We start from the raw sequence: 22,818 nt of genomic DNA, 5'->3' as shown, positions 1-22,818 counted from the left end.
GGTCAGCCGTTGCGGGGGCGGCCGAAGCAATTGACCGGGACCCGGTTCGCGGGGTCGAGCGCGTTGAGAATGTGTTGTGCGGCAACAGCATCGCCGCCGACGCCCGCGTGTTCGACCAGGGTGAGCGGGCACTGGTCCTGCAGGACGATATTGGTGACGTTCGGGGCGATCGGCCCCATGCCGCTGGTGTGCGGGACCACCACCTGATCCCAGCGGGTCATGATGAAGGTGTAGTCGATCGCGGCCGGGTAGGCGTCGCCGGAGTTGACCTGTTCGAGGTATTCCGACCCGGTCGTCATCTGCAGGCTGGCGCCGAAACCGAAAGCCTGCGAACGCAATTCGAGGTCGTCCCACACGCCCAGCGCCTTCAACGCGATCGCGAGCAAGCCTTGCCCACCGGCTTGGGTGCCGTGATTGAGCGGGGTCAGGTTCACCGACTTGGCGACCTTGTCCGCTCCGCCGCCGAACTTGATGTACCAGCGCGGCATCACGGTGCCCTGCGAGTGTCCGACAAGGTCGACCTTTTGCGCCCCGGTGGCGGCCAGCACGCGATCCACGAACGGCGCGAGCTCGTTGATCGAGGATTCCCGCATGGTCTTCGTGCCAGGGATCAGGTTCAACGGCGCCGGTGCGGCGGGGTCGAAGCCGTAGTTCAGGGCGAACACGCAGTAGCCGTTGTTGGCCAGCAGCGGCGACATGGTCTGCCAGTTGCCCGCCATGGTGGCGGTGATGCCGTTCACCAGCACCACCGGTTCCGGATGTTCCGCGCTGGGGCGGCAGTTCCAGTCGTTGGCGCCGGGTGGGGAGGATTCCCGGTCGAGGTAGTTGGCGACGGCCGGAACCAGCCCGTAGGGGACGGGGTAGTGCGGTGCGGCGTGCGCGGTGGCGGGGGTGCCCGCGGCGGCGAGGCCGGTCAGCGTCGCGGCGAGGACCAGGCGTTTCAGGGGGCCGAGGTGGCGGATTCGGGGCAGGGAAGACATGTGCGCTCCTAGAACATCGTTGTACTGCGACAAGTTCTAGCACAGCTTTACTAGCCGTTAAGCTGAAACGGATGATTCTCTGCGGATATCGGTCACCTGATTGACACAGACTGGATTTTGATGGAACGTCAAGAGACATTCGTTCCAGTTCAGAGAGTGAACATCGACCATGCAATTGGCACTGACCGGCGACGAGATCGCCTTCCGCAACCATCTGCGGAGCCTGTATCGCAGCGAGATCCCGCCCGAAATCCGCGACGGTGTGCGCGAAGGCCGCGAGCTCAGCCGCGAAGCGCTGATCACCACCCAGCGCATCCTCAACGCCCACGACCTCGCCGTGCCGAACTGGCCGCTGCAGTGGGGTGGCAGGGACTGGACGCCGATCCAGCGTCACCTGTGGCACGACGAGATGGCGCTGGCGTCGGTGCCCGAACCGTTGACGTTCAACGTCGACATGATCGGCCCGGTCATCGCGCGCTTCGGCACCGAGGAGCAGAAGGCCCGATTCCTGCCTGCGACGGCCAACCTCGATATCTGGTGGTGCCAAGGGTTTTCCGAGCCCGAGGCCGGCTCGGACCTGGCGTCGCTGCGCACCACCGCCACGCGCGACGGCGACACCTATGTGGTGACCGGGCAGAAGATCTGGACCAGCGCGGCCCAGTACGCGGACTGGATGTTCTGCCTGGTGCGCACCGATCCCGGCGCGGCCAAAAAGCAGGCGGGGATCTCGCTGTTGTTGATCCCGATGGACTCACCCGGTGTGACCGTGCGGCCGATCGAGCTCATCGGTGGCAGCCGCGAGGTCAACGAGGTGTTCCTCGACGAGGTGCGAGTGCCGGCCGAACAGCTTGTGGGACAGGAGAATCAGGGCTGGACCTATGCGAAGTTCCTGCTCGGCAACGAACGCACCGGCATGGCCGCGGTGGGCCGCACCAAGGTCGCGCTGTCCACGATCAAAGCGCGCGCCAAGCACACCCGAACCGGCGAGGGCACGCTGCTGGACGACCCGCTGTTCGCCGCCCGACTGGCCGAACTCGAAAACGAGGCACTAGCACTGGAATTGGTGCAGATCGGGGCGACGGCCGCGGTGAAGGCGCCCACCTCGTCGGTGCTGAAACTGCGCGGCAGCGAACTGCAGCAGGCCGCCACCGAACTGATGATGGAGGTCGCGGGCCCCGGCGCCCTGCACACCGACATCGACCAGTGGGCCGGCCGCAGCACCGCCGCCTACCTCAACTGTCGCAAGACATCCATCTACGGGGGATCGACGCAGGTGCAGCGCAGCATCATCGCCTCGACGATTCTCGGATTGTGAACTCATGAACTTCGAACCGACCGCGGAACAAACGATGTTGCGCGACACCGTGAACAACGTCCTGGCCGACCAGACACTGGGAAACACCACCGACCTGTGGTCCACCTTCGCCGACTTAGGACTGCTCGGACTGACCATTCCCGAGGCCGACGGCGGTCAGGGGGCGGGTCCGATCGAGGCGATGATCGTGATGACCGAACTGGGTGCAAGTCCCGCGCGGGTGCCGGTGTTGGAGTGCGCGTACCTGCCGGGGAGCTTGCTGGTCGAGGCGGCCAGTCCCGCGCAACGGCGTGAACTGCTACCGAAGGTCGCGACGGGGGATCTTCGGCTGGCGTTCGCGCACGAGGAACCGCGGTCGCGCTGGCCGTTGCGCACGCCGAGCACATCGGCTGTGCGACAGGGTGATTCGTGGCGGATCACGGGGCATAAGTCGCCGGTTCTGTTCGGTGATGTCGCGGATCTGCTCGTGGTCAGTGCGACCGGGCCCGACGGGATCGGCCTGTTTCTGGTCGACCCGGCCGACGCCGAGGTGCGTGGCAGAGCGACGCATGATGGTGGTCGCGTGGCGGACATCGTGTTCGAACATGCTGTGGCGCAACCGCTTGCGTCGCGCCGGGTCGAGGACGCGATCGAAGCCGCTCACGTCGGGGCGCAGGCCGCGTTGTGCGCTGAAGCGGTCGGTGCGATGACCGAGTCTTTGCGGAGCACTGCCGAATATCTGTGTACCCGAAAGCAATTCGGGGCACCGCTGCGGTCGTTCCAGTCGCTGACGCACCGCGCGGCCGACATGTATATCGCGGTCACGTTGGCGCGCGGCATGTCCGTGTACGCGTCGACGGCGTTGGCCGACGGGATGATCGATCAGACGGTGGCCTCTCGCGCGAAACTGCGGGTGGGCCGGTCGGCGCGCTTCGTCGGGCAGGAGGCGGTCCAGCTGCACGGCGGCATCGGGATGACCACGGAGTTTCCGATCTCGCGCTATTTCGCGCGGCTCACCGCCATCGACCAGACGCTAGGCAATTGTGAGGATCACCTGCGTTATCTGACCGACCGGGTCGCCGAGTACGACATGGTCGACCTGTGATGGGCGCCGATCGGCCGGTGGTGCGGGTCAGCGGTGGCACGGTGCGTGGGCGGACCGTCGACGGCGTGAGTGCGTTTCTCGGCGTGCCCTATGCGGCACCACCGGTGGGCGCGGCGCGGTTCCGTGCTCCCGAACCCGCGGTGGGCTGGGACGGAATCCGGGATGCGGACACCGTGGGCGCCACGTGCCTGCAGGGTCCGTACACGCCCGGAATCGACCAGATTCTCGGCAACAACCTGGTGTCGGGCAGTGAATCGCTGAACGTGAACGTGTGGACACCCGACCTCGGTGCTGCCGGTTTGCCGGTGATGGTGTGGATTCACGGTGGTGCCTTCGCGCACGGCTCCAACGCGGTGCCCGCCTATGACGGTTCAGCGTTCGCCCGTGACGGGGTGGTGCTCGTGTCGATCAATTATCGGTTGGGTGCTGCGGGTTTCGCGGTGCTCGAGGGGGCGCCGGACAACCGTGGGCTGCTCGATCAGCTGTTCGCATTGGCCTGGGTGCGCGACAATGTGCGCGCGTTCGGTGGTGATCCCGACCGGGTCACGATCTTCGGCCAGTCCGCGGGGGCGATGAGTGTCGCCTCGTTGATGGGTTCGCCTGCGGCGCAAGGGCTGTTCGCTCGCGCGATCATGCAGAGCGGCAACCCCGCAGTGGCGGCAACGGTCGACGACGCCCGTTTGCTCAGTGGCGAACTCGCCAAGGTGCTCGGCGTGGCCGCCACCGCGGAAGCCTTTGCGGCAGTGGCACCTTCGACGCTGCTGGCCGCGCAAGAGGCGGTGCGCGCGGACTTCGCCGGTGACCCGAACCCGGCCCGCTGGGGTCTGTCGGTTTTGACCGCGGGTGCGGGCATGAGCTTCTTCCCGGTCGTGGACGGCGTCATGCTTCCCACGGTGCCGGTGGAGGCGATCGCGGCTGGATCCGCGCGGGGGATCCCGTTGCTCGCCGGCTACACCGCCGAGGAGTTCCGGCTGTTCACCGTGCCGACCGGGCTCGGTGACGTGATCACCGAACTGGCGCTGCCGTTCGCGCTGGCCCGTTTCGGGATCTCCGCCTCGGCGATCGCACCGTATGCCGCCAACCGCCCGACAGCCACCCCCGGCGACCTGCTCGCAGTCATGGTCTCCGACGCCGTATTCCGCGGCCCGACAACAGAACTCGCGCAGCTGCAAGCTGCCGTGGATACTCCCGCCTACCTCTACGAATTCGCGTGGCGGCGAGAACATCTGGGTGCGATGCACGCGCTCGAGATCCCCTTCGTGTTCGACACCCTGGCCGAAGCCACCAGCCTCACCGGTCCGAACCCGCCGCAACGCCTCGCCGACGACATGCACCGTGCCTGGGTCGCATTCGCCACCACCGGTGACCCCGGCTGGCCCTGTTACGCCGAAAACCAGCAGGTGATGACGTTCGACGAGCCACACTCGGAGCTGGTCGACAATCCGCGCGCCGATGAGCGCGCGAGCCGCCGACCATGACGACAGGACCCACACATGGCTAACCTCTTCGACCCCGTCCGCCGACACGCGGACACCCACCCCGACTCGGTGGCGCTGCGCGGTGAAAGCGATACCCCCGGTGAGGTGACCGCCTGGATGTATCACCAATTGCGTTCGGCCAGTGTCAATTACGCCGCCATCCTGGTGGAGTCCGGCATTGCGGTCGGTGATCGGGTGTTGCTCGTGGCACCGTCGGTTCCCGAGTTCGTGGTCGCCTACCTGGGCATTCAGGTGGCCGGTGCGGTGGTCGTGCCCGTGAACACCATGTCGACTCAGCACGAAATCGACTATGTGCTCGAGGATGCGGGGTGCGTGCTCGTGATCGCTTGGCACACACTGGAACCCGCTGCCTCCGCCGCCGCACAGGCGCGCGGCGTGCCGGTGCGGACGTTGCGTCCCGGCGCGGACTCCGGTCCCGCATCCACCGAGATCCGCGACCGCGACCTCGATGACACCGCGGCGATCCTCTACACCTCCGGCACCACCGGCCGTCCCAAAGGCGCGCAGCTCACCGTGTCAAACCTGTTGTCGGCCGGAGAGATCGGCGTCGCGTGCAGTCGGGCCACGCGCGCGGACCGCACCGGCACCGCACTGCCGCTGTTCCACGTGTTCGGCCAAGCGTCGGTGATGATGACCACCTTCACCGCCGGTGGCTCGCTGTCGTTGCTGTCGCGATTCGACCCCGCGGCCATGATCGCGATGTTGCGTCGCGACCAGCTCACCGTCATGGCCGGTGTCCCGACCATGTGGAATGCGATGTTGCACAGCGCATCCGACGCCGACCCCACGGATTTCGCCCAACTGCGCATCGCCATCTCCGGCGGCGCGTGCCTGCCGGCCGCGGTCATCGAACAGTTCGAAGCCCGCTTCGGCTGCACCATCCTCGAGGGCTACGGCCTCACCGAAACCACGGCCTTCGGCACCTTCAACGACCTCGACCGCACCCCGAAGGTCGGATCCGTCGGCGGCGCAACGCCCTTCACCCAAATCCAGGTTCGCGACGACACCGGCCACCCGTGCGCACCGACGGAAATCGGCGAGATCTACATCCGCGGCGAAACGGTGATGAAAGGCTATTGGCAACGTCCCTCCGACACCGCAGCCGTCCTCGCCGACGACGGCTGGTTCCGCACCGGCGACCTGGGCACCACCGACACCGACGGCGACCTGTACATCGTGGACCGGCTCAAAGACCTGATCATCCGCGGCGGCTACAACGTCTACCCCAGCGAAGTCGAACAGGTCCTGTTCGCCCACCCCGACATCATCGAGGTAGCCGTGATCGGCGTCCCCGACGACCACTACGGCGAAGAAGTAGCCGCCATCATCGTCCGCCACCCCCGATCTCCCCTGACCGCCGACGACATTTCCACGTGGTCCCGCGCCCGCCTGTCCGCCTACAAAACCCCCCGCATCATCGAATTCGTCGACGCCCTCCCCAAAGGCGCCACCGGCAAAATCCTCAAACGCGCCATCGTCCGCGAACCGCTCCGCCGAACTTCGACCAAGGAACAACCATGCACGCCATGAATTCCGTGCCCAACGACCCATGGGAGGCATGATGGAGCCGCCACTTCCTGGTTTCGCCGTGCATGACCGAACGAGCCCGTTCTTGGAGTTGATCGGCCCCCTGTGGTCGCGGGAGGGCGAGCACGGACTCGAGTTCGCGCTGACCATCGATGACCGCCATGTGAACGGGCGTGGACTGGCCCACGGAGGTGTGCTCGCGGGCCTCGCCGACGTCGCTCTCGGCTACGCCAGCGCCTCGTCTGTGCAGCCGCCTGCCCAGTTGATCACCGCGAACCTCACCGTCGACTTCGTCGGGGTGGCCACGCGCGGTGATGTCGTGGTCAGTACCACCGATGTGCAGAAGGTCGGGGGCCGCTTGGCTTTCGCCAATTGCTATTTGTCGGTGGCGGACAAACGCATCGTGCGGGCCAGCGCCGTTTTCGCGAATGTGGGCAACTGTTGAACTCCGAACAAGGAACAGCTATGCACGCCATGAATTCCGTGCCCAGTGTGCTCGGCGATATCGCCATCAGTGAGCTGGGTACCACGTTGATGCACGAACATTTGTTCATTCTCAGTCCCGACAGTCGGATCAATTGGGTCCGGGATTGGGATGAACGCCAGCAGATCGCCAACGCGGTCAGTCGGTTGCAACGGTTGCGGGCCAGTGGAGTTCGTACGATCGTCGATCCGACGGTGGACGGTCTCGGCCGCGACATCCACCGCATCATCACCGTGGCCGAGCAGGTCCCCGACCTCAACATCTTGGTCGCCACCGGGGTCTATACCTACGGAGATGTGCCGTCCTACTTCACGTTTCGTGGCCCGAACCAGTTCGGAGACCTGCCCGAACCCATGGTCGAGTTCTTCGTCCGCGATATCCGGGAAGGCATCCAGGGCACCGACGTCAAAGCGTGCCTGCTCAAGTGTGCGATCGACCAGCACGGCATGACTCCCGGCGTCGAGCGGGTGCTGCGGGCGGTGGCGGCGGGCGGTGGCGGCGGCGCATCACGAAACCGGCACGCCGATCATGGTGCACACCCACCCCGGCGCCCACACCGCACTCGACGTGCAGCGGGTCCTCGACAGCGAGGGTGTGGCGCCTGCTGCCGTGCAACTGGCCCACTGCGGCGACACCACCGACCTCGATCACCTCAGCGCACTGGCCGAGGCCGGGTACCTGCTCGGCATGGACCGGTTCGGTGTCGATGTGATCGTGGGTTTCGATGAACGCGTGGACACCGTCGCGCAGCTGTGTCGGCGCGGGTACGCCGCCAGCATGGTGCTGTCGCAGGATGCCGCCTGCCACACCGACTGGATCGCTCCCGAACTGCTGGAAATGCTGCCCAACTGGCACTACCAGCACGTCCTCGACGACGTCGTCCCGGCGCTGGAACAGCACGGCGTGGACCACAGTGATATCACCGCCATGCTGGTCGACAACCCGCGGCGATGGTTCGAACGGGTGTCGGGGAATTCCTGACGGTTCGATGAACGTTTTCGTCTGTAACCGGGGCTTCAAGCTCCGGTCATTCCGGCGCGAGAGGCTGGCGGCGCGTCGGCGATATCGCGGTCGGGCAGTCGGAGCGGAGGTCGCCGAGGATGGAGATCAGTCGGCGGCGTCTGTTGCTCGCGGGTGGGGCCGGGGTTGTGCTCACCGCGTTCGCTCAGCCGACGCGGGCGGGGTCGATCACAAGGGACGTTTCGGCGGGTCCGTTGGAGTGTGCGAAGCGTGCTGAGCTGGCGGAGCGGGCGATCGTGGCGCGGCATGTTCGGTCGCTGTGGGGATTGCCGCAGCGGGAGCTCGGGGCGCTGGTGTGGCCTGCGGATCTGGTGGAGCGGTCGTTCGGGCGGTGGTGTTACTGGTGGCAGGCGCAGCTGCTGGACTGTGCGGTGGACGCCGCGCATCGCGAACGCACCCCTGCTCGGGTCGACCGGGTTGTCGCGTTGGCGCGTGGTATTCGCACCCGCAATATCACCGGGTGGACCAACCGGTACTACGACGACATGGGGTGGCTGGCCATCGCGTTGGACCGTGCCGATCGGCTGTTGGGCGTTCGCTTCGACAACGCCATCGGGGAGCTGCGGGCAGACCTGGTCGACGGGTGGAATCCCGACGTCGGTGCCGTGCCGTGGCGCGAGGGTGACAACTACTTCAACACTCCCGCGATCGGTCCGACCGGTATTGCGTTGGCTCGCCTCGGCGAGGTTTCGATGGCGGGGCAGCTCGCCGAATTCCTGCATAACCGACTGCGCAACAACGACAATGGGCTGATCTACGACGGTGTCCACGAGCCCGGCGGCAGCGTGGATCGGACCGTGCACACCTACTGCCAGGGAGTGGCCATCGGACTCGAAACCGAAATGGCCGCGCGCACAGGTGATCCCGTGCACCGACGTCGAGTCGAAGCGCTAGTTGCCGCGGCCGGAACCGGGCTCACCGACGCTGGTGTGATCATCGCGGCCGCTGACGACGACTCCGGCCTCTTCATGGGAATCCTCGCCCGCTACCTAGCCGAAGCCGCACTGTCACTGAACAATTCGACCGCAGCACACATCGTGCACACCTCAGCGCGCGCCGCCTGGTCCAACCGCGCCGAGGTAGACGGCCTACCCCTGTTCGGCGCGGACTGGAACCGGCCCGTGACCGCCCCCTCCAGCACCTTCCTCCACCTCGCCGACGCACCCACCGCAGCATCAGCGAACGCAAGCCGAGACCTCTCCATCCAACTGAGCGCCTGGATGCTCCTGGAAGCCGACCACCGCCTCACCGCCGCCGACCTGTGACCCCCATTCGCCGACAATTCGCCGCCACCCTAACTGGACAATTGATCACCACGCTCTCAGCGTGGCCAAATCGGACATTGACCACGCTGGGAGCGTGGTGATCTTGAAACGGCACCATTGGGTGGGCTATTGCGTCGCGGGGGGTGGGGGTAGGGAATACTTCGGTGGTGAACTCGAGTGACCAGGCAGCGCCTGATGCAGTGGCCGCGATCAGTACGGTGATCGGTACCCAGGTGTGCTCGGGGGTGGGGTCGTTTCGGTTCTGGTTTGCTGACGGGCGGTGGGAGTGGTCCGATGAGCTTGCGGCCATTTATGGATATGAGCCGGGGGAGGTCGAGCCCACTACCGAGTTGCTGCTGTCGCACAAGCACCCCGATGACCTGGAGGACCTGGGTTCGGCGGTGACCGCCGCGATCAATGCCGGCGCCCCGGTCTGCGGTCGGCACCGGATCGTGGATGCCGCGGGTGAGACGCACGAGGTGTTCATCGTCGGCGATCATCTTGTCGATGACGACGGCCAGGTGATCGGGACCACGGGTCATTACATCGACGTCACCGACCGGCTCGAGGAAGAGCGCCAAGACGTACTCGACGAGACCGTGCCCGAACTTGTCGAGGCGCGCGCGGAGATCGAGCAGGCGAAAGGCGCGCTGATCCTGATGTATGGGATCAGTGCCGAGCAAGCGTTCAAGGTGCTGCGGTGGCGTTCGCAGGAAACCAATATCAAGTTGCGTGAGGTCGCGGCGCAGATCGTCGAAGACGTCAGGTCGCTGAACCCGCATCTGCCCGGTTGCCGAACCCGTTTCGATCACCTGCTGCTGACGGTTCATCAGCGTCGACGCGAGTCCTGAGACCGCTCAAGGCATTTCGACCGTTTCGGCTCGGGCGATCTCGTTGATCGCGCGCTGAATGGGTTGCCGGGGCGGTGTGTCGCTCAGGTCCGCGAGGTATTCGATCAGCAGCACCGCCGCGGGCTGCGGGTTCGTGCGGAAAGTCTCCGGTTCGTCGGGATCGTCGATCCCGAGCGCCCCGGTCAGCACGCTGACCACTGCGGTCGCGTCGAGACGGGAATGCCAGGCCGCCGCGCGCCGAACCACCGCTTCCAACACAGCCCGCACATCGTCGCCGGTGAGCCCATCCGGGTGCGCGGTCTCGAGCAGTTCGCGCACGATTGCCGACAGCACCGCCATGACCTGGTCGGCCGGCAGCTCCGCCAGGTCCGCGGTCGCGGCGACGAATCCGGGCTCGTCAGCGGCATGCGCGGCGGTTACCGCGACGTCCACCGAGGTCGCGATCGCGGTAGCGGATGAAGGCCAGTCGTTCGGCCACATAGTGCGGTCTCCTCGCGTCGGTATGCCCACCGACACCAGCCTATCCAGGCGCCTACTGGCTCGGTTCGGGCAGTTGGCATTCGGAGACCTTCGGGTTCACCCCGAGGTAGTTGAGCGGGCCCGCCAGCACCGTGAGCCCGATCGTGCCCAGGTCACCGCAGTTGGTGGGGGTGTTGGTGAAATAGTCGCGCTGCATCGCCGCGATCAGGCCCGCACCGAACCAGACGAGCATCAGCACCGACAGCAGGAATTTGGCGGTCTGGTGGGCGGGGGTGCCGCGGATCTCCCGTACTTCGCGAATCTGCCGATCTCGTCGATTCCGTCCACCGCGCATCGTCATCGCACCCTTCCCACCGACAAGTGTCACGCTGATACACCTTGTGATCAGCGCCTACTGGGCGGGCGCCGCCACGACACGCGAAGAACTGCGATATCAACAGTGCAGGTCGGCGGCGTCGCAGTCAATGGGTGACGCGGTGAGCGGGGCGATCAGGCGGTGGGGACCGGCTGTTCGTCGACGGTTTGCGCACGCAGCCCGCTCAGCAACTTCGTGAGTTTGCGGGACACGCTCATCTGGGACACACCGAGGCGCTGCGCGATCTCACCCTGCGACAAGGTGTCGTAGAACCGCCAGATCAGCAACTGCTGATCGTCAGGGGACAGTTGCGACAGCAGCGGCGCGACGGTGATGGTGTCTTCAGTGAGCTGGTACCGGGGGTCCTCGGCGCCGAAGGAATCGGCGATGGTCATGCCGGGTTCGCCGTCGCTGTCGCGCGCGGGGGTGTCGAGGCTGCGGGTGTGGAAAGCGTTGGCCGCGACCAGAGTTCGGGTGATGTCGGTGACGGTCACGTCGAGTTCGGCGGCCAGTTCGTGCGCGGTGGGGGAGCGGTGCAGGCGACGGCTGAGGTCATCGGTGGCCACCCGTACCTTGCTCTGCAGTTCCTTCTCGCGGCGCGGCACGTGCACGGGCCAGATATGGTCGCGGAAATGCCTGCGGACCTCGCCCATGATCGTGGGCACGGCGAAGCCGAGGAAGGGTGACCCGGTGGTCACGTCGTAGCGGTCGACGGCCATGACCATGCCCAGGCGCGCGGTCTGCAGCAGGTCGTCGAAAGCCTCGCCGCGACCGGCGTATTTGCGGGCGATGTGCTCGGCAAGCGGCAGGCACAGTTCGATGATGTCGGCCCGCACGGCGTCGTGCTCGGGGCCGCGGGGATCGGTGAGTGAGAGGTGTACGAACAGGGGTTCGGCGTGTTCGTAGGTCCTTTTGTCGGTGTTTCGGGACATGTGCTGCACTCCTGGTGAACTAGAGCTCGTTCGGGCCCAGCATGGTGAGAATGGTCAGCATCGCGGCGGCCAGGCCTGCGGCGCCCAGGATCGCTACGGGCAGCGATCCGGTCAGTGCTGTCAGTCCGACCAGGAAGAACACGCAGGTGCCCAACATGATGGTGGTGCTGGTCAGATCCATGCTCGGCGTACTCGTTGTCCGATTACGTGAGGCGGTCATGTCAGTAGAGTTCACCGCGGCGAGGGTTATTAAACCGTTATTGGTCGACAGGGGTTGACGTGGGTGAGTTCCACAGCAGTTTGCGATCGTGTGAACGGACGTATCCGTGCAGGTGGGAGCGGTATATTCGCCCACTCGGGGTGAATGGGCGAATGTAACGCACGTCATTGCGATGTTTAACCGGGCGATGATTGGGAATTATCGGCTCGGGAATTCATTACGTTTCGTCAATTCGTGGAACGTACCCGCAGGTCCCTGGCGAGGTGGTCGCGCTGCTCGATCACCAGGCGCCGCAGGGCATTCGGGGCGTCGGAGTTGGCTACGAGCCACTCGTCAACGCCCGCAAGCGAATCCGCGGCAGGGAACAGTCCCACGACGATGCGGCGGGCGATCTCGATGCTGCGCTGCTCCCAGATCGAGCGCAGGACCGCGAAGTACTCGGTGTCGTAGCCCGCGATCAGGTCGCGGTGGTGGCCGGCGCGGAATCCGTCGATGGTGGCGTCGAGGTGGTCGTTGGTCAGGGTGGTGTCGCTCAGCGCCGAATCCCACGCGGCGGCTTTGACTTCCGCTACTGGTCGCGCCGCGAGTGCTCGACGGTGCGCGGTGGCACCCGAGGCCGTGTCGTCTCGTTCGAGTTCGGCGTCGAGTTCGGTGGCCGTGGCTTCGCCGGTGGCCGACAGTGCCGTCCACAGCGACCAGCGCAGGTCGGGGTCCATGGCCAAACCCTCGGGGGCGTGCTCGAGCAGCATCGTGCGGATATCTGCGGCACGGCGGCCGTCGACCGAGGCGGCGGCTGCTGTCGCACGCGCCCACGCCAGTTGTGCGCCCGAACCCGGCTCGGCGGAAAGCATTGCTGCCCAGCAGGATTCGAGCCAGTCCGCGCGCCACGTGCCCTGGGCCTTCTCGGGCAGATAGTGGCCGATGGTGAACGAGGCGTTGGCCAGCACCGCGGTCAGAAGTGCCATGTTCGTTTCGGTGGGCGCGAAATCGCGGGCCATGGACAGGTAGCGGTGCGCGGCGAGTTCGCCGTCGCGGGTGGCGTTCCACAGCGCCGACCAGATCAGTCCGCGTGCCAACGGGTCGGTGACGCGGTCCAGTGAATGTTCCACGGTGGCAAGTGAATCCGGGTCGAGGCGGACCTTGGCGTAGGTGAGGTCGCCGTCGTTGAGCAGGCGCAGCGGTGCGGGGGCGAGGGTGACCGGGGTGCGTGCGTCGACGATGTCGAGTTCTACGCGATCGCGCCGTACCAGGTCGCCCGTGGCGTCGAAGTCGTAGAGCCCCACGGCGAGTCGGTGCGGGCGCGGGTCGGTCTGCACGATCTCGCCGTCTTCCAGGGTCAAAGTTGAGACCCCGGTGGTCTGCAACCAGGCCTGCGCCCAACCCGCCAGATCGCGGCCGGACTCCGCGGACAGCTCGGTCAGCAGGTCGGCCAGGGTCGTATTGCCGAATGCGTGCGTGCGGAAGTATCGGCGCACCCCGGCGAAGAACTCGTCGCGGCCCACATAGGCGACCAGCTGTTTGAGCACGCTGGCACCCTTGGCGTAGGTGATGCCGTCGAAGTTGAGTTTGGCGGCCTCGAGATCGGTGATGTCGGCGACGATCGGGTGCGTGGTCGGCAATTGATCCTGCAGGTACGCCCAGGCTTTGCGCCGATTCGCGAACGCCACCCAGGCATCGGACCACTGCGTGGCCTCGGCACTGGCCAGCGCGCCCATGTAGTCGGCGAAGGATTCCTTGAGCCACAGGTCGTCCCACCACATCATGGTGACCAGGTCGCCGAACCACATGTGCGCCATCTCGTGCAGGATCGTGTTCGCCCGACCCTCGTACTGTGCGGCGGTGGCGGCACCACGGAACACGTACGCCTCGGTGAACGTGACCAGTCCGGGGTTTTCCATCGCGCCGAGGTTGTATTCGGGCACGAAGACCTGGTCGTACTTGCCCCACGGGTACGGGTAGTCGAAGTGCTCGGCGAAGAAGTCCAGCCCCTGCAACGTCTCCTCGAAGATGGTGTCCGCGTCCAGGTACTTCGCCAGCGACGCGCGGCAGTAGACCCCGAGCGGAATGGTGAGTTCACCACGCGCCCACCGGGATTCGACCCGATGATACGGACCGGCGGCTACCGCGGTGATATAGGTCGAGATCGGCAACGTAGGCGAGAACACGACGTCCTGAACCACCCCGTTGTCCTGAATCGCCGCAGACGGCCGATTCGACATCACCTCCCACCCCGAAGGCGCACGCACCGCAAACGTGAACGGCGCCTTCATATCCGGCTGTTCGAAGCACGCGAAAACCCGTCGCGCATCCGCGGGCTCGTACTGCGTGTACAGATACGTCTGCCCATCCACCGGATCGACGAACCGATGCAACCCCTCACCCGACCGGCTGTACGCACCCGTGCCCCGAACAACCACCACATTCGCCGCGTCCAACCCTCCCAGGGCAATCCGAGCCCCGTCGTACACGACCGCGACATCGGTCCCGTTCACCGTCACCGACTCCACCGACACCCCGATGAAATCCAGCCACGTTTCCTCGACCGTGGCATCGAACGCAACAGTGGTAGTCGTGGCAAACCCCGCCCGATCAGGATCAGGGGCCTGCGACAGATCGAGCTCGACACGGTAGTCACGGACAGTGACCGCCGCGGATCGCGCGGCGGCCTCGGTACGGGTCAGGTTCGCGGTATTCACACCACTGATCCTGCCAGCCGGTCCGGGTTCACGGTCACGTTGTTCGCGAGGTTGCGCGGACCTGCCCGTCGAGACCACGTACGCAGCTCGGCATGTGATGTGGATCATGTTCTCGTGCTTGCAGGTTGGGGTCGTCGGCGAGTGGTTAGGCTTGTTATCGAGCTGATTGCTCGAAGGGGGTGAGCTGGATTGGCGACGAGGGCGCCCTCTCCCTGGCGGTCGCGGAGATTCCGATATTTCGCAGCGGGCAATCTGCTGAACAACATCGGCGAAACGATGTATGCGTTCGCCCTTCCGCTTCTCGTCCTCAGCATCTCGGGATCGTTGACTCAGATGGCGGCCCTCATCGCCGTCTCGCCGATAATCTTCGCAGCGGCGAGTCCGATACTCGGCCATATAGTCGATAAGTGGGGCTCCAAAGTCTTGGTCGTGCCCGGACTGTTGCTGCAGTTGGGAGCATCGGTCGCGCTCAACATTGTTCTACTGAACGGAGTTCCTGCACTCGGCGTCCTTTTCCTCGCGGAAATCCTGGTGCAGTTCGGCTCCAACTGTTATCGCGCCGGGTGGATGGCCGGCGTTCGCGCGATGTTCCCTGATAACGCTGGTCGATCACGTGCGACGCTGACCACACTGTTCCAAATTTCGCTGATGGCGGGCCCTGCTCTCGCCGCTGTGCTCGTCGGATCGCTCGGATTTCCCGGCCTGCTGTGGTTGAACTCGGCAACATTCCTTGCGCCGCTGGTCGTTTGGTTCGTCGGTATCAACCCGGCCGCTGCCCAAGCGGTACACGCGCCGACGCCCTCGTACGTCGTCGAATCCATGCGCGCTGGTGCTCGTGAGCTGTGGAAAATGGACGGCATCGCCAGAACGACCATGTTCATGATGGTGCCGCTGGCATTCGTATTCTCGCCTGGCACAACCGCTCTGTTCGTATTTGCCGCCACGACCAACGCACACTCGTCGGCGGCACAGGTCGGACTGATGCTCGCCCTGGCAAACGGATTCGGAGTCGCCGCCGGCATAGCCACCTCCGAACTCCCGAAATGGAATATCAGACCCCTCGGTTGCCTGTGCATGTCGGGCGTCGCTGCCAGCATTGCGATGCTGGGTTTCACCTCGTCCGCACTCGCCATGACGGCTCTGATGGCGATCTTCTTCGCGTGCAACAACTCCCTGATCGTGGCCTCGAACCTGACAGTGTTCGAGGAAATTCCACAGCATGCGGCAGGTCGCATCCTCGGTTTCTGGCGGCTACTCGTTGGCGTGCCCGGCGCCGTAGCCCCCATTGCCATCGCCGCAGTAGGGGAATCAGTACATCTGGCGGCCATATTCGGAGCACTGGCCACCATCGCACTCACGACGATGCTCGGCGTCGGCGTCTATCACCGCCGAATCGGGGCCGATGTATCGCCGTGAGTTGCGACTGCGGACCAAGATGATTCGAGTAATTCCTATTCCACGGTGACGCTCTTGGCGAGGTTGCGGGGCTTGTCTACGTCGCGGCCCAGGGCCAGGGCGGTGTGGTAGGCCAGGAGTTGGAGGGGGATGGTGAGCAGCATCGGGTCCAATTCTGGTGCGACCCTGGGGACTCGGATTACCTCGTCGGCCACGTTCGCGGGGAGGTCGGCGTTGGTGATGGCGATGACGGGGCCGCCTCGGGCTTTGATCTGTTCGATGGTGCTGAGGTTCTTGGACAGGAGTTCGTCGTCGGGGACGATCACCACGCTGGGCATTTCGGGGTCGATCAGGGCGAGGGGGCCGTGTTTGAGTTCGGAGGCCTGGTAGGCCTCGGCGTGGACGTACGAGACTTCTTTGAGCTTCTGGGCGCCTTCGCGGGCGACGGGCCAGGCGCGCACGCGGCCGATGAAGAACATGCTGCGGGCCTTGGCGTAGCGGTGGGCGATCTCGGCGATGGCGTCTTCGTCGGTGAGGACTTGGTCGATGGCGTCGGGCAGGGCGCGCAGGCCTTCCACGATGCGGTTGCCGTCGGCGGCGGACAGGTCGCGGACGCGGCCCAACAGCAGGGCCAGCATGGTGAAGGACACGGTCATGTTGGTCAGTGCCTTGGTGGAAGCGACCGAGATCTCCGGGCCCGCGTGCAGGAACACCCCAGCACCGCACTGGCGGGCGATCGCGCTGCCCACCGCGTTGACCGCGCCGATCACCCGGCCGCCCTTGCGCTGCAGTTCCTGCACCGCGGCGAGGGTGTCCAGGGTTTCGCCGGACTGGGAGATCGCCACATACAACGCGTCGGGGTCCACGACCGGGTTGCGGTAGCGGAATTCGGAGGCGGGTTCGGCGACGGCGGGGATGCGGGCGAGCTCTTCGACCAGCTGCGCGCCGAGTTGGCCGGCGTAGTAGGCCGACCCGCAGCCGAGGAACACGACCTTGCTGATGCTGCGCAATTCGCGCGCGTCCATGTTCAACCCACCGAGATGCGCGGTGGCGAAACGGTCGTCGAGGCGGCCACGCAATGCCCGGCGCACGGCGTCGCTCTGTTCGGCGATCTCCTTGCGCATGTAATCGGGGAACCCGCCCAGCGCGTAGTCCTCGGCGACCATGTCGATGGTGGTCGGGGTCTTGTCGGTGCGCTCGTGATCCACTGCCAGTGTGCTGGTACGGAATTCGCCTTCGCGGACCGTGGCCAGTTCGCCGTCGTCGAGGAACACCACGCGCTGGGTGTGGTGCACCAGCGCGGCGACATCGGACGCCACGAACATCTCACCGTCGCCCACGCCGAGCACGATGGGGCTGCCGTTGCGCGCCACCACCAGTTCGGTGGGGCGGCGCGCGTCGAGCACCAGCAGGCCGTACGTGCCGCGAATCCGGTGCAGCGCAACACGAACGGCGTCTTCGAGGGACTCGGTGCCGTCGAGCTCGCGGGCGATCAGGTGGGCGATCACCTCGGTGTCGGTATCGGAGATCAGCGCGATACCCAGCGCGGTCAGTTCCGACCGCAGCTGCTCGGCGTTCTCGACGATACCGTTGTGCACCACGGCAATGCGACCGCTGGTGTCGGTGTGCGGGTGCGCGTTGGTGTCGCTGGGCTCACCGTGGGTGGCCCACCGGGTGTGGGCGATGCCGACCGTGCCGCGCAGCGGAGCGGCGTCGAGCTTGTCGCGCAGCTCCTGCACGCGCCCCTTGGTCTTGGACACGCGCAACTTCCCGCGATGCGGCAGGGCAAGACCCGCCGAGTCGTAGCCGCGGTACTCGAGCCGGTGCAGCCCCTCGAGCAGCACGGGAACAGCTTGCCGATGACCGATATAGCCGACGATTCCACACATGGCGTGAACTACCCCTTATCTGTAGACGATCTAGCCGTAGACGACCTAGCCGTAGATGATGCGACGCAGTTGCCGTTCGGTGAATGTCGGCGCCGCGACGGGACGCTGCGCGAGCTCGCCGGCCAGCAGCTGCCAGATCTCGGCATTGCGCACCTCGCGGGCCTGCAGCTCGGCGTGCCTGCGCCGCACGAACTGCTCGGCCGTCTCGTCGAAGTAGCCGACGATATCGGCGACCACCCGGGCGGCCACACGTTCCGGCAAACCGGTGGACGCCACTACGTAGCGCACCAGGTCGGTGGGTACCCCGTCATTCACTCGGACGATCATGCCCGGCGTGACCGGGTTCGCCAACATTCCTGCCCGATTTCGGGCACAAAGGTGATCGAAGTGGGATCTTCGGTGTGGCGGCCCGCGGTCGGTGCCCATCCCGTTACCGCCTTGTGAAGGTGTGAGCCGCGACTTGCGGGCAATTTGCTGGAAAGGTGTCAGGCAGCACAGAACGCATCTTCAGTGGAGGTTGTGATGAGGCGGCACCGAATGGACGACGCGTTCAGTGAACAACTATTTTTCGCGGGCCCAGCGCCCGCCTCGGCGGAAGCGCTGGGCCGAGCCGAATATGTGGTGGATGCCGCCATTGTCACCGTCGCCGAGGAAATCGTGCGCACCGGTTTCGACGCGCAGGATTCCGCCCATCAGCGACTGCGGCGATTCTGCGCACACGCGAAAGCCGAAGGGGCAATGGTCAATTGCCTGCTCGGTGCGGCCACCGCAGTCGATGACAGCGGGGCCGTACCCTTTGTCGGGCGGGTGGTGAGCAGGCTCGGGCACGCGGAATTATTGTTCGATATCGCGCTGGGGGAGTCGGGTATCGACCCGTTCTCCGGCAATCCCGTCGAGCAGATGGTCGCGCCGGGCATGATGTCGGAGTTGGATTTCGAATTCGTCATCGCACAGGTCAGTGAACTGGTGGACGGGCTGTTGCTGCCGAATTACCTGACCCTGCTGGAATGGCGTGATCTCACCGGCGAAGAGCCGCGTTCGCGTCCGCCGGAGCGGTCCACCGCCCTGCTCTACGAGCTGAACACCCGTCTGGCACCGGTGCTGGGGGAGATGCCGTTGGCGTGGCTGCTGCTGCACTACGCGGAGTTCGGCGTCGACCCGGTGGCGGACTCGATCCATCGCGCGCTGCTGCGCACCAACGCCGCCGACGCCGTGTCCGCCGCGCGCACCGCCGCCGCGGCGCTGACCGCGATGTCGTTCGTGTCCCCGTCGGCTCGGCTGGGTGCGCTGCCGGTGGTCTCGCGGCGCACGCGGCATCAGCCCACGCTGGTCACCGGCAATCACGTCATGGCCGACCTGGTGTGCGCGCTGTCGCGCTGCGACACCATCAACGGCTGGCAGGCCGACGCGCAGATGCTGCGGCCCGCCGACGCGCAAACGGTGGGCTGGTTGCTGGTCGAGGACCGCCGCTACCGGCGCGAAACCCGGTGCAGCCGGGACGATCTCATGGCCTCGGTGATCGGGCTGGAGATCATGCTCGGCGTGGATCACACCTCGAGCTCGGCCCCGGAAACCGTGCAGCGCCCGACCGTGATCACCACCGACCTGCTGCAGGTGCTGCGCCAGCCGTGGGATCACATCCCCGAATCGGCCCAGTACACCCCGCAGCGGCTGGACGGCGCCCTGCGGTTGGCCTGCTGCGCGGTGGACGCGATGAGCCCCGGTGGCGACGCACCGGGAATCCTGCGCCGCGCCGCCGACCGTGCCGTGCCCGCGCTGAGTTCGCGCCCGGAACCGCCGATCTACCTGCAGGGCGCGCTGGCGCTGCTCGAGGCCTGGCATACCGGCGGTGCCTGCCGCACCCGCCCGCTGCTCGAGGCGACCCGCCCCATCGCGCCCGTGGTGTTCACCACGGTCCTGCTGATCGGCGCGGCCCTGATCGAGATGCTGGCCGAGGAATTCGACGCCAACGTGACCCAGGTCTACGACGCGCTCGAGATCCGGTTGCGCGCGCGAGAACGCCTGTCGGAGTGAGGGAATGACTCAGAGGTAGGGGCCGAGCTGCGGGACGGCGTTGACGACATGTTGCGCCACGATCGGCGCGCCGATCATCGTGAACGCCCAATCCTGGTGCACGCGATGCAGTTTGCCGAACACCAGCCCCGTGTGCCCGCCGGCTTCCATCAAGTTCACGCGCACCATTTCGATCCCGGTCGCGTTGTCGACCACGCGACAGAACCCGTTGTCGATCTGACCGAACCGCTGCCCGGAGTAGCTGGTCACCAGGAACACGATGGTGGTGATCTCGGGGTCGACCAGGGTCAGGTCCACCATGATGACCTCGTTCTCCCCGTCGCCGTCCCCGGTCACGCTGTCCCCGTAGTGCCGCAACGCCCCGTCACGCGAGGTCAACTGTTCGTGGAAGGCCACGTCGACGAAACGGTCACCGGCGAACGCCACCGCGGCGGCGTTGAGGTCGATGTCCTTGCGCGCCAAGGCCGTTGCCGCGGTGTCGCCCGCGGGGTCCCAGCCCAAGCCCATGGTGACGTGGGTCAGTGATTCGGTCATGCGGTGCTCCTTGTCGCTACCTACGGGACTGCCCCGCACACCACCAGATAAACACCTCCCGGCGTCGCTGGTCGGGGATCGGCTCAGCGGGGACTACCGTGACGGCGATGAGCGCACGGTTCGAAGAACTCGGTTGGCGGCAGACCCCGATCGGGGAGATCAGTCTGCGGCGCAGATTCGACCCGACGGTGCGCGCGGACGTGTACGAGGTGAAACTCGGTGACGAGTACCTGATGTCGAGCCTGTTCACCGTCGCCGAGCGTGAGCTGTCGCGGCTGGGGTTGGCGCGAACGCCCGGCGACCAGCTGGACGTGGTCGTCGGCGGGCTCGGCTTGGGGTACACCGCGCGAGAAGCCTTGGTGGATCCGCGAATTCGAGAGTTGACCGTCATCGAGTACTCCGACGCGGTGATCGACTGGCACGTGCGAGACCTGCTGCCCGACACCACCGGCTTGGCCGCCGACAGCCGCGTCGAACTCGTGTGCGCGGACTTCTTCGCCGCCGCAACAGGATCGGTCGGTTTCGATCCCACACGTCCGGGCCGCACCTACGACGCGCTGCTGCTGGACATCGACCACTCCCCGAAGCACGTGCTGCACGGCCCGAACGCCGACTTCTACACCGGTGCGGGCCTGCGGGCGGTCGCGAACCACTTGGTCGCGGGCGGCACCTTCGCCATGTGGTCCGACGACGCCCCCGACGACGATTTCCGCGCAGCCCTCGAATCGGCCTTCGTCGACGTCGAAGCGCAGCGCATCACCTTCGCCAACCCGCTGACCCGAGGCGAATCCACCGCCACGATCTACCTGGCCACCCGGGCGTAGCACTCGAGACACAGCCCGCGACCAGGCATTATGTGACTCGCAACAAGGATGTGGCGAAGTGATTGCCGAGGGTGTCGCACTGGCCGATGGTCAATGTGTGGGAGTAGCAGTCCCATACGCATCGAGCTTTTCGGATTCGACATCGGAGTCAGGGATGAACAGCTTGCTCGACAGCCACCGTGGATGGGTCGCCGACATCTTCGCCGACGGATTGTGCGGCCACAGCGACGCCCGCAGACCCCGCGCGACAGTCTCGATCGACGCGCAACCGCTGCCATCAGACGCCCGGCGCCGACGTCGACCCGACGAGGTGATCGGGTGGCGCGCGCTGTGTTCCTGCGACAGCTGGCACGGCCGCACCTGGTTGCGCACCGACCAGGTCGCCGACCACGCGCCGTCCGCGCGCGTGCTGCACTGTTCGACCGGCCGTCTCGACCCCGACCTCGCCGGGCTGGTCCTGGCCGAATGGGACTACCACCAGCTCGAGATGCAGGCCCTGATCCCGGTGCGGCTGGCCTTCGAAGACACCGCCTCGGCCCAGCAACGACTCGTGGAAGCCGTCCGTTTCGTGCGCTCGGCGGGAGCCTCCTGGGAAGCGGTCGCCCGCGTGATCAGCGCGCCGTCGGCCGAAGCGGCACAAGCCCGGTTCGACCAGTGGACGGCCACCGAACGCAGCGCGGCGGCATCGCACCTGCGGTAATTCGGCGTGCTTCCCGAATAAAGTCGCAACTATGACGGAGCAGCGAAAACTCACCCACAAGATTGCGCCCGTGATTCTTGCTCTTGCGGCGGCCGCATTCACCGGAGCGTGCAGCGATTCGGACGACAAGTCCGATTCCAAAGCATCCTCGACGACAGTGCAGACCTCGAGTTCCACCGCCACCAGTTCAGCGGCGGCCACGTCCTCAGGCTCCATCGCCACCAGCGTCGCCCCCGGCACTCCCTCGGCGATTTTGGCCGCCACCCCGTGGGAAACGACCTCGGCCAAGGACGAGAAAGGCGGCGCGGTACCGCTGGACGACGACAAGGTCAAAAACTATGTCGGCTACGCCTATTACGCGCCCGACGGCACCTTCACCATGTTCACCCTCGACGACAAGCCGAAGATGCAGGGCGATTGGTCGGTCTCACCCGACGGCAAAACCCGCACCTTGGTCGCGAAAGACGCTGACGGCAAAGAACAATCGCGCCGCGAAGTCGAGATCATCACGCTGACCGACCAGGATTTCACCTACCGCGTGCATCCCGACTCGGTGGATAAGTCCAAGTACTACGACATCGTCCACACCCCGACCGACCACCCGAAGCCCGCGAACTAACGTCTCCGCGAAACACCGCGCGTGGGGGGGGGGTTTGTTTTTGTGTTGGGGGGGGTTTTTTTTTTTTTTTTTCTTTTTCTCCCGGCGCCACCCTCGGGAGAGGGGGGGTTTTTCC

The 22,818-nt window shown here is 65.8% G+C and carries 21 protein-coding genes and 1 pseudogene; 13 read left to right on the top strand and 9 right to left on the bottom strand.

The annotated features are described in order from the left end of the window. Nucleotides 1-2 precede the first annotated feature (2 nt). Entirely contained in the window at nucleotides 3-980 is a 978-nt protein-coding gene (locus ACFWVD_RS14675) for an esterase/lipase family protein (protein ID WP_379242824.1), read from the bottom strand. A 169-nt stretch (nucleotides 981-1,149) separates the two neighbouring features. On the opposite strand from ACFWVD_RS14675, the gene ACFWVD_RS14670 reads away from it, so the two are divergent. From ACFWVD_RS14670 to ACFWVD_RS14635, 8 genes and pseudogenes are all read left to right on the top strand, one after another. Beyond that, on the top strand, nucleotides 1,150-2,295 hold the full coding sequence (locus ACFWVD_RS14670; RefSeq protein WP_379242822.1) for an acyl-CoA dehydrogenase family protein: 1,146 nt from the start codon (nucleotides 1,150-1,152) through the stop codon (nucleotides 2,293-2,295). A 4-nt stretch (nucleotides 2,296-2,299) separates the two neighbouring features. Further along, entirely contained in the window at nucleotides 2,300-3,379 is a 1,080-nt protein-coding gene (locus ACFWVD_RS14665) for an acyl-CoA dehydrogenase family protein (protein ID WP_379242820.1), read from the top strand. Then, entirely contained in the window at nucleotides 3,379-4,857 is a 1,479-nt protein-coding gene (locus tag ACFWVD_RS14660; RefSeq protein WP_379242818.1) for a carboxylesterase/lipase family protein, read from the top strand. The genes ACFWVD_RS14665 and ACFWVD_RS14660 overlap by 1 nt, the downstream gene beginning before the upstream one ends. Nucleotides 4,858-4,872: 15 nt before the next feature. Beyond that, nucleotides 4,873-6,408, top strand: a complete 1,536-nt coding sequence (locus tag ACFWVD_RS14655; RefSeq protein WP_379242816.1) for a class I adenylate-forming enzyme family protein — start codon at nucleotides 4,873-4,875, stop codon at nucleotides 6,406-6,408. A gap of 58 nt (nucleotides 6,409-6,466) precedes the next feature. Continuing rightward, nucleotides 6,467-6,850: a PaaI family thioesterase gene (locus ACFWVD_RS14650; protein WP_379242814.1), complete on the top strand. Its 384-nt coding sequence runs from the start codon at nucleotides 6,467-6,469 to the stop codon at nucleotides 6,848-6,850. A 29-nt stretch (nucleotides 6,851-6,879) separates the two neighbouring features. Continuing rightward, a pseudogene (locus tag ACFWVD_RS14645) lies at nucleotides 6,880-7,870 on the top strand (phosphotriesterase). A 119-nt stretch (nucleotides 7,871-7,989) separates the two neighbouring features. Further along, nucleotides 7,990-9,174, top strand: a complete 1,185-nt coding sequence (locus ACFWVD_RS14640) for a glycoside hydrolase family 76 protein (RefSeq protein WP_379242812.1) — start codon at nucleotides 7,990-7,992, stop codon at nucleotides 9,172-9,174. 167 nt (nucleotides 9,175-9,341) lie between these two features. Continuing rightward, the gene (locus ACFWVD_RS14635) at nucleotides 9,342-10,025 is read left to right on the top strand and encodes a PAS and ANTAR domain-containing protein (protein WP_379242810.1); all 684 of its coding nucleotides are present in this window, start codon (nucleotides 9,342-9,344) and stop codon (nucleotides 10,023-10,025) included. 6 nt (nucleotides 10,026-10,031) lie between these two features. On the opposite strand, the gene ACFWVD_RS14630 is transcribed toward ACFWVD_RS14635, so the two are convergent. From ACFWVD_RS14630 to pepN, 5 genes are all read right to left on the bottom strand, one after another. Next, complete coding sequence (locus tag ACFWVD_RS14630; protein ID WP_379242808.1) at nucleotides 10,032-10,505, bottom strand: hypothetical protein; 474 nt, start codon at nucleotides 10,503-10,505, stop codon at nucleotides 10,032-10,034. Nucleotides 10,506-10,557: 52 nt separating this feature from the next. Beyond that, nucleotides 10,558-10,737 carry a hypothetical protein gene (locus tag ACFWVD_RS14625; RefSeq protein ID WP_379243315.1) on the bottom strand — a complete coding sequence of 60 codons (180 nt, stop codon included), beginning with the start codon at nucleotides 10,735-10,737 and terminating at the stop codon, nucleotides 10,558-10,560. Nucleotides 10,738-10,994: 257 nt separating this feature from the next. Then, complete coding sequence (locus ACFWVD_RS14620) at nucleotides 10,995-11,792, bottom strand: SigB/SigF/SigG family RNA polymerase sigma factor (protein ID WP_379242806.1); 798 nt, start codon at nucleotides 11,790-11,792, stop codon at nucleotides 10,995-10,997. Nucleotides 11,793-11,811: 19 nt separating this feature from the next. Next, nucleotides 11,812-12,012, bottom strand: coding sequence for a hypothetical protein (locus ACFWVD_RS14615; RefSeq protein WP_379242804.1), 201 nt, complete (start codon nucleotides 12,010-12,012; stop codon nucleotides 11,812-11,814). A gap of 227 nt (nucleotides 12,013-12,239) precedes the next feature. Further along, nucleotides 12,240-14,708 (bottom strand): aminopeptidase N, encoded by a 2,469-nt coding sequence (gene pepN / locus ACFWVD_RS14610; protein ID WP_379242802.1) that lies wholly within the window; start codon nucleotides 14,706-14,708, stop codon nucleotides 12,240-12,242. A gap of 189 nt (nucleotides 14,709-14,897) precedes the next feature. Here pepN and ACFWVD_RS14605 point away from each other — a divergent pair, with 189 nt between their 5' ends. Beyond that, a complete protein-coding gene (locus ACFWVD_RS14605; protein WP_379242800.1) occupies nucleotides 14,898-16,124 on the top strand; it encodes an MFS transporter in 1,227 nt (408 codons plus the stop codon). A 35-nt stretch (nucleotides 16,125-16,159) separates the two neighbouring features. Here ACFWVD_RS14605 and glmS read toward each other — a convergent pair whose 3' ends face one another. Then, nucleotides 16,160-17,992 (bottom strand): glutamine--fructose-6-phosphate transaminase (isomerizing), encoded by a 1,833-nt coding sequence (gene glmS, locus ACFWVD_RS14600; RefSeq protein ID WP_379242798.1) that lies wholly within the window; start codon nucleotides 17,990-17,992, stop codon nucleotides 16,160-16,162. Nucleotides 17,993-18,037: 45 nt separating this feature from the next. Beyond that, the gene (locus ACFWVD_RS14595; protein WP_379242796.1) at nucleotides 18,038-18,307 is read right to left on the bottom strand and encodes a hypothetical protein; all 270 of its coding nucleotides are present in this window, start codon (nucleotides 18,305-18,307) and stop codon (nucleotides 18,038-18,040) included. A gap of 207 nt (nucleotides 18,308-18,514) precedes the next feature. On the opposite strand from ACFWVD_RS14595, the gene ACFWVD_RS14590 reads away from it, so the two are divergent. Beyond that, nucleotides 18,515-20,026 carry a hypothetical protein gene (locus ACFWVD_RS14590; protein WP_379242794.1) on the top strand — a complete coding sequence of 504 codons (1,512 nt, stop codon included), beginning with the start codon at nucleotides 18,515-18,517 and terminating at the stop codon, nucleotides 20,024-20,026. A gap of 9 nt (nucleotides 20,027-20,035) precedes the next feature. Here the strand turns inward: ACFWVD_RS14590 and ACFWVD_RS14585 are convergent, their stop codons facing one another. Further along, nucleotides 20,036-20,560, bottom strand: coding sequence for a TerD family protein (locus tag ACFWVD_RS14585; RefSeq protein WP_379242792.1), 525 nt, complete (start codon nucleotides 20,558-20,560; stop codon nucleotides 20,036-20,038). Between the two features lie 107 nt (nucleotides 20,561-20,667). On the opposite strand from ACFWVD_RS14585, the gene ACFWVD_RS14580 reads away from it, so the two are divergent. The 3 genes from ACFWVD_RS14580 (at nucleotide 20,668) to ACFWVD_RS14570 (ending at nucleotide 22,703) form a co-directional block, all read left to right on the top strand. After that, nucleotides 20,668-21,384, top strand: a complete 717-nt coding sequence (locus ACFWVD_RS14580) for a spermidine synthase (RefSeq protein ID WP_379242790.1) — start codon at nucleotides 20,668-20,670, stop codon at nucleotides 21,382-21,384. A 154-nt stretch (nucleotides 21,385-21,538) separates the two neighbouring features. Beyond that, on the top strand, nucleotides 21,539-22,084 hold the full coding sequence (locus tag ACFWVD_RS14575; RefSeq protein WP_379242788.1) for a hypothetical protein: 546 nt from the start codon (nucleotides 21,539-21,541) through the stop codon (nucleotides 22,082-22,084). Nucleotides 22,085-22,115: 31 nt separating this feature from the next. Continuing rightward, nucleotides 22,116-22,703: a DUF4822 domain-containing protein gene (locus tag ACFWVD_RS14570; protein ID WP_379242786.1), complete on the top strand. Its 588-nt coding sequence runs from the start codon at nucleotides 22,116-22,118 to the stop codon at nucleotides 22,701-22,703. Nucleotides 22,704-22,818: the final 115 nt, after the last annotated feature.

This window comes from Nocardia sp. NPDC058666, from assembly GCF_042714895.1.
Classification (GTDB): Bacteria; Actinomycetota; Actinomycetes; order Mycobacteriales; family Mycobacteriaceae; genus Nocardia.
The sequence above is the reverse complement of the archived record's forward strand: the minus strand, read 5'-3'. Positions and strand labels throughout refer to the sequence as shown.